Source organism: Streptomyces sp. NPDC002265 (genome assembly GCF_040296125.1).
GTDB lineage: Bacteria > Actinomycetota > Actinomycetes > Streptomycetales > Streptomycetaceae > Streptomyces.
Genome location: NZ_JBEOWS010000427.1, coordinates 1 through 7,261, shown reverse-complemented (window position 1 = coordinate 7,261; position 7,261 = coordinate 1). Strand labels below are relative to the sequence as shown.

2 protein-coding genes and 1 pseudogene are annotated in these 7,261 nt (G+C 69.1%); all 3 read left to right on the top strand.

Going from position 1 to position 7,261, the window contains the following annotated elements; translation table 11 throughout:
* Positions 1–1,499: 1,499 nt before the first annotated feature.
* Complete coding sequence (locus tag ABT085_RS41360; RefSeq protein ID WP_351620738.1) at positions 1,500–4,874, top strand: ALF repeat-containing protein; 3,375 nt, start codon at positions 1,500–1,502, stop codon at positions 4,872–4,874.
* Between the two features lie 140 nt (positions 4,875–5,014).
* Positions 5,015–6,973, top strand: coding sequence for a DNA/RNA non-specific endonuclease (locus ABT085_RS41355; protein WP_351620735.1), 1,959 nt, complete (start codon positions 5,015–5,017; stop codon positions 6,971–6,973).
* Between the two features lie 32 nt (positions 6,974–7,005).
* Positions 7,006–7,261 (top strand): annotated as a pseudogene (locus tag ABT085_RS46885) (hypothetical protein); the annotation flags it as partial.

Genomic DNA, 7,261 nt, shown 5'->3' with positions numbered 1-7,261 from the left:
TAGGCGAAGTCCTCCACCGCATAGCCCGGGGCCTCGCCCGCGACCGGAGCCACATCGGCGCCCGACGCACTCGCCCCGGCGGAAGCGCCCGGCAGGCCCTGCGTCACAACGAGCAAACCCAGGGCGGCCGTTGCCGCCAGTCCCACCACACGCCGCACAAGTCTCCCGCGGCCCGGCCGCGCCTGAAGCGCGGTACGCACACGTGCCTTCATCACAGTCCTGATCCACAGCCTTCGTCGTCGGTCCCGGGAAACTCCGGAACGCGGAATGAAAGGCGGGCATTGAAGCCGTTTCCAGCGGCGAGGACGGGTTCAAGGATGTGCGGAAAAAAGACTCTCGGCATAACAAAGCAACAGCTTGCAAACGCATACCCATGAGCTCACCCCCCCTGTGGAACCCCGGCGCCCCGCCCCCAGACAGCCATTCAAAGTCCCGTCCACCCGCCTCGTCGCACGATGCGATCAGGGGTCGGGGAGGCATCAAGCCGCTCGGGCAATGGACCGCGAAAGCGCTTGTGCATCCCAGACGGGAATCCTTTGACCGCGCCATGAAATCTCATGATCCATGCTTTGTCCAGCCGTCGTGTTCTACACAGAAGTGGACATAAGCCCAGCTCTTGCCGTGACGCAGACCACCTCACCGTGAACACCCCGCATGCCGCGCGCAATCAGAGTGCAAACATCCGATGATGGATCGGCAACGGACGATCCTGTGCCCCCAGGCACCTTCACCACTCCCTCACACTCCCTCCCGCTCGTACAACGCACACACGCGCCATGCGGGATAAATCGGACGCGTTTGCCCTGGGCGTGAATTCACCCGCGCGATCTGTGCAATCCTTCCGCCGGTAATCGATGACATCGACACCTGTTTCGGGGGGAACATGGGAACCTTGTGCCGCTTACCCCTACCCTGGGCGCTTTTTGAACGTCCTCGGGAGGTTCATCCAGTGACGCGGGACGCTCGCCATGCCGGCCTTCCGGCTCGGCGGGGCGAGGTCACCAGCGGTCGCGGCGAGTACGGCATCTACGCCTGCCGCCGCAGCGTCAAGAACGTGCGCAGCAAGTCGATTTCCTCGCCGCCACCACACCATGACCCCTCGGCGCACTCCGCGCCTCGAAGCGGAATGGCAGGCCTGCGGGACACCCTTCATATCGAGGGATTCACAGCTATTTCACAAAGGCCCGCCCGACCTCTCGATGCGAGGGTTGTAGAGCTGCATGGCCTTCACGAACGCAACCATGACAGCACAGGTCTGAAGCGTCGACCAACCGTCATCACCTGCTATAACACGTGACCTTGATGACACGTCAGGTGTGGCGTTCGCCACCCCGAAGGGTTGCCTGTAAGGAGGGATCCGGTTTTTTAACTCTGCTCTAACTGTGGCGAGTTGGTAGGGTCGCCGTCATTCACTGACGTTTCCACGTATACCCGTGCCGGATCCTGCCCGCGCGCTTTCAGCGGTGCTCATCCCACTTCTCACGCGAGGAAATCCCCTTATGCAGACAGCTTTCTGGAGCCGACGCCGCGTGCTCGGCGCGCTCGCCGCCGCGACCGCCGTCGCGGCCGCCCCTTCCGTCCTGATACCGGCCACCGCCGCTGCCACCGAAGGCACCGCACCCGACCCGGTGCCGTTGCCGGACACCGAGCGCGCCAAGGTCGTCAGGGCGTGGCTGACCGGCGGCAAGGGCGTCAAGGCCGCCGCCGCCGTGGCCCTCTACGGGTCGGACGCCGACATCCAGACCTTCCTCGCCGAGACGCTGCCGAGGCAGACCGTGGACGACAACCGGGTGGCGATCGTCCGCAGCCTGGACCGTGCGGGCAAGGGCCTGCGCCGGGAGGCCGTCGCCGCCCTCGAGAACGGCGACGCCGCGATCGCAGCATTCCTGCAGCAAGGCTTCAGACCGGCCATCCTCGAAGACCTCCAGGTCGCCACCACCACCGTCTCGTCCACCGGCGGCAAGGCGGTGGTACGCAGCGCCAACGCCGCCCTCAACACCGGCACCAATCCGGCTCTCACCGCCTTCCTCACCGACAGCCAGTACGACTCGCGCCTGGAGGACACCAGGGTCCAGGTCAGCGCCATGCTGGTGACCGCCGGCCCGGAGGTGCAGAAGTACGCGAGCCGTGCCCTCGACGGCGCCGCGGGCGACGTGCAGTGGTTCATCGAGACCGGCCAGCACATCGCGCGCGCCCGTGACCAGGAGTCGGCGACCATCGAGGAGCTGGTGGCCGTCGTCGAGCGCGAGGGCAAGCTCGCCGAACAGGAGACCAACCTGGCCGTGGAGGCCTCGGCCCGCGCCTCGACCGCCGCCGGGAAGGCCAAGGAAGCCGCCGAGAAGGCCGCTGCCGAGGCGACCGCCGCCCAGAACGACGTGCAGAAGTCGGGGGCGGCGGCCCGCAAGGCGGCGAGCGCGGCGAAGGGCGCGGCGGACGCCGCACGCAACGCCATCAACGCCTCCAACGCCGCGGTGAATGCCTCCCGCCGCGCCTCCTGGGCGGCCACCGGCGCCGCTCAGGCCGCCTCGAAGGCGGGCAGCGCCGCAGCCGCCGCCTACAAGGCCGCGATCGCCGCCTCCAAGGACGCGACCAAGACGGCGGCGGCCAAGGACGCCGCGGTCGCCGCCAGGAACGCGGCGGCCAAGGCCCGTAGCGCCGCCGCGGCCGCCAACAAGGCTGCCATCGCCGGCGATGCGTCCGCGACCGCCGGCAACGCCGCCGCCTCCGCCGCACGCAACGCGGCCGCCGCCGCCACGGCCGCCGCCCAGGCCGCCGTCGCCGCCGGTGTCGCCCAGTCGGAGGCCGCCGAGGCCAAGCGCCAGGCCGCGATCGCCACCGCTGCCGCCAACCGTGCCACCAACGCGGCGTCCACCGCACAGGCGCTGGCCGGCACTGCCGCCGCCGCGGCCCGCACCGCCCGCGACGCCGCCAACTCCGCCGCCGACCACGCCGACAATGCGGCGGCCGCGGCCGAGGAGGCCGTGAAGTACGCGGGCCAGGCCATCGACTACGCCAACAAGTCGACCGCGCACGCCGATGCGGCCGTGAAGGCCGCGAACGTCGCCACCAAGGCCGTCTCCGACGCCGTCACGGTGGAGCAGAACGCCCGCGCCGCCGAGGCCCAGACCCTTGAGCAGGACAAGCAGCAGGCGATGGAGGAGGCGCAGCTGCTCGCCTCCGTCGAGGCGGACGAGCTGTCCGACGCCCGCGACAAGCGGCTCCTGGCGGAACGCACCACCCAGGACATCAAGGACCTCACCTCGAGGGCCGAACAGGCGCTGTACTCCGGCGACATGGAAGTCGCCGCGACCGTGGGGCGCCAGGCCGCGATCGGCCTGCTCGAGGCCCGGGGCGCCTGGACCCGGCAGGCCGCCCAGCACGCCCTGGCGGGCTCCGACGACGACATCTTCGCCTGGATCGACCTCGACCGGGCCCTCGCCGAGGCCCAGGACGACCGCGAGACCGCTCTCCACGTGGCGACGGTCGCCGCACCGGCGATCGCCCAGGCCGCGCAGGTTGCCCTTGCGAGTTCCACCTCCACGGCCGTCGGCGACTTCCTCACCATCGGCATAAAGAAGGCCTCCGACGAGGAGCTGCGCGTCGCGATCGGCAAGATCCTCAAGGATGGCGCGGGCAAGGCCGTCACCAAGGCCGCCAACGACGCACTCGACAAGAACACCACCGAATCCCTCAACTACTTCTTCGACGAGGCCTACCCGCTGGCGCAGGAGGAGGACGACAAGGTCCTCGCCGGCCAGCTCATCTCCACCGGTGGCGCCTTCACCCAGGCCTACGCCGAGGTCGCCCTCGAGGGCCCGGCGTGGATGCTCCGCAACTTCATCTCCGTGGTGCAGTTCCAGACGGCCCAGCTCGACTACGACACGGCCACCCATGTCGCCGCGATCCGCGGTGCGATCGCCGCCGCCTCGAAGATCGCCTACCAGGCGCAGCAGAACGCGGAGCTCGCGTCGAAGGCCGCCGCTGACGCCCGTAACGACGCCGCCAAGGCCCAGGAGTGGGCGAACAAGGCGCTCGACTCGTCCAAGAAGGCCGACAGTTACGCGGACGAGGCGCGAGCGAACGCGGACGCCGCCGACAAGTCGGCGGCTGACGCCCAGGCTTCCGCCGACAAGGCGAAGGCGGCCGCCGCGACCGCCCGTGGCGCGGCGCGTACAGCCAACTACGCGGCCAACAAGGCGATCGACTCGGCGCGTGCCGCCCTCAAGTCCTCCGCCGACGCCCAGACTTCGGCCAACGCCGCCCGTGCCGCCAAGCTCGCCGCGCAGGCGGACGCGAAGGAGGCCGCCGCCGCGTACTCCGACGCCAAGCGGATCGCCGCCGAGAAGCACCAGGCCGAATTGGCCATCGCGGCCAAGCTGGCCGCCGAGAGGGCCAAGGCGGACCGCGACGCCAAGAACGACCCCGCCGCCAACGACCGGAACAACCAGGTCAACCCCAACGGCACCAAGGACCCCGCCGACTCCGACGAGTGGTGGAACGACGCCCAGTGGTACGCCGACGCGGCCAACGCGGTCAGCATCGGTGCCGGTTTCCTGGCCGCAGGCTGCACTCTCGCAGGCTTCGTCTTCCCGCCGGCCTTCGTCGCGGCCGGCTTCTTCGCCGACGTCTCCGTGGGTGCGAGCGCCATCAGCACTGTCTTCACCGGCATCGAACACGGCTTCACCAGCAGCGAGTTCGGGTGGTCCGCCGCAAGCACCGGCCTGAGCCTGGTCACCTTCGGCGTGAGCAAGGCGCTGGGCGCGGCTGCCAAGCCCGCCAGCACTCTCGTCAAGCCTGTCGTGGGCAAGATCGCGGGCGTTGTCGAGGACGGGGCCTCCACCATCACCAAGCGTCTCTACGACCTGGTCGCCTGACGAGTGCGTCGCTTTCGTCCGGCCCTGACGCGGTAGGGCGCAGGCCACCCGTCACGCCCTTCGGGGGGCACTGCATGTGCGGTGCCCCCCTTCCCCCCTGTCACCAAGACAAAGAATCAAGGAAGAGAGATCTGACGTACATGCATGAGATACGCCCCAGAGGCGCGGCCCGAATACGGGCCCGGTCGACCGTACTGGCCGTACTGACCGCGGTGACGCTGGGACTCACCACGGCGGGCACGGCCACGGCACAGCAGACCACGAACGAGAAGCCGCGGCAGGTGGAAAGGGTCGACCGGGCAAACCGGGCCGTCGCTCCCGCCTCCGCCACCAGCGCCTTCCCCAAGCAGTCAGGGGAACGCTGTGAGGCCACGAAGGCGGGCTCGAAGGAGCGCAGGGCGGGCGCCGTCGAGGCGTGTGTGAGCACCAGCCCCGCCCCGGCCGCGCGTACCACGGCACAGCCGCAGAGCCTTGCCGCCACTTCCGCCACCCCCACTGCTGCTGCCGCTTCTGCCGCTGCCGCCAGTTGCTCCGTCACCCCCGGCAACTACTCCTACGAGCGGTTCAGTTACTGCGTGAGTGGGATAAACGTCCTCTACCTCCTGCGCGACAGCAACGGCGCGGAGCTCGGGCGCGCCACCCTGACGGTCTCCACCAGTGCGTCACTGCCCGCGAGCGGCACGACGTGGAGCGAGCAGGTCACCGTGACGATGACCGCCGCGCAAGGCGAGGTCGTCGCCCTCAGCGCCAAGTTCCGTGCCGCCTGCGGAACCGGCTGCACGGCGACGAAGACCGCGCCCTGGTACGTCAGCGACCTGGTCGAGGGACAGTCCCTCACCGGCACCGTCACGTACTCCTCGTCCCCCGCGGCGGGCGCCGTCGCGCAATTCCTCACCTCGTACAAGATGTACGTGACCTCCCCGGGCGCCACGGCCATCGACCCCAACGCCTCGTGGGACAACCCGCGCAAGATCCGCTGCGACAACGCGGTCGGGGGCACCTCGACGGCGGGCTGTGTCATTCCCTCGATCATGCCCGTCGTGCCGATGAGCGCGACGGCCTCCGACACCGGCGGCGCCGTGGCCGCCTATGCGTGGGCGCAGCAGAACCTCGACGGCGGCTGGGGGAAGCAGGGCAAGCCGCTGACCCGGTCGACGAGCGGCGTGGCCAACCGCACCGCCAGCACGTGCGGCGGCTTCACGCCCGAGACGGAGCTCGTCGAGAACGACTCCTGCGGTGACTTCCCCTTCGGCGAGGCGAAGGAAGGCGGCGCCGCCGGCGCGCAGTGCGTCAAGGTGATCCCCAACCTCGGCAACGGCGAATGGGACACCTACGTCCTGAACGACGCCCGTAACCTGGACCGCACCTCACCCTGCGTGCAGGCCCATGTCACGCCCGCCGAGAAGCAGTACGCCGACAACCAGCTCGCCGACGGCTTCAAGAACCAGCGGGTGATCGACGCCGACCAGTTCGAGCTGACGTTCTCGCTGCCGGACACCGGCCCGCACGCCCGCTGCCTGGACACCACGCCGATCAATGCGGATCCCAACGGTGCCGGGTGGATCCTGAACACCACCGAACCGGTCGCCCACGTCAACAAGACGACCGACCCGCTCGGCCCGGCCGGAAACCGGCCGACCCAGGCACAGGCATGCCTGGACAGGTCGGTCCCCGAGGGCACCGATGCGCAGGGGGACATCCCGGGCTGGCAGGACGCGCAGAAATTCAAGACCGACAACTCGCTCACCAACGGGCTGGCCCGGTGTCACCTGATCCCGAAAGTCACCGGTGGAAGGGGTATTCAGGTCAATCTCGTCCCGTGCTGGCAGGCAGGGATGAACACCGGCACGCCCAGCATGCGAACCTACGAAAGCATGGCGCAGAATCTGATCAAGGGCTCTGTCTCCCTCTTCGGACCGGACGACGCGATCTTCTACCAGGTGACGCCCGTCTACAACGACGACACCAGCACGATCCCGGTGGGAGTCACCATGAGCGCTAACATCGAACGGGCGGACGGGACGACCGAGGAGCTGTTCCCCAATGTCTATGTCACCAACACCCTGAAGAACACCGGGTTGTACAACCTCGGTAACTGATCACACCTCAGTTCGGGTCATCGGGAGCCAGATTGAGTTTCACCACCCCGCCGCGGCCGTTCGACGTGACCGCGCTCTTCCCTCAACTGGCCCCGCTGGCAAGGACAGCGACTCGGCTGCATCCCCGGCCCGGGTTGCCGACCATGCACGACAGCTCCGTGGGCGGGGCGCGCCGGGGGGCCGCCGCCCAACCGTGGCCCCCCAGCGGCGTGCCCCCCGCCAGTGTAGCGGCGGGCGAGAAGCACACCCCCGGAGAGATATATAGGAAGAGCGGGTGTTGGGAAAGAG

Excerpts from the sequence above, each read along its gene's own strand:
- ABT085_RS41360 (WP_351620738.1), top strand. The coding sequence starts at position 1,500 with ATGCAGACAGCTTTCTGGAGCCGACGCCGCGTGCTCGGCGCGCTCGCC.
- ABT085_RS41355 (WP_351620735.1), top strand. The coding sequence starts at position 5,015 with ATGCATGAGATACGCCCCAGAGGCGCGGCCCGAATACGGGCCCGGTCG.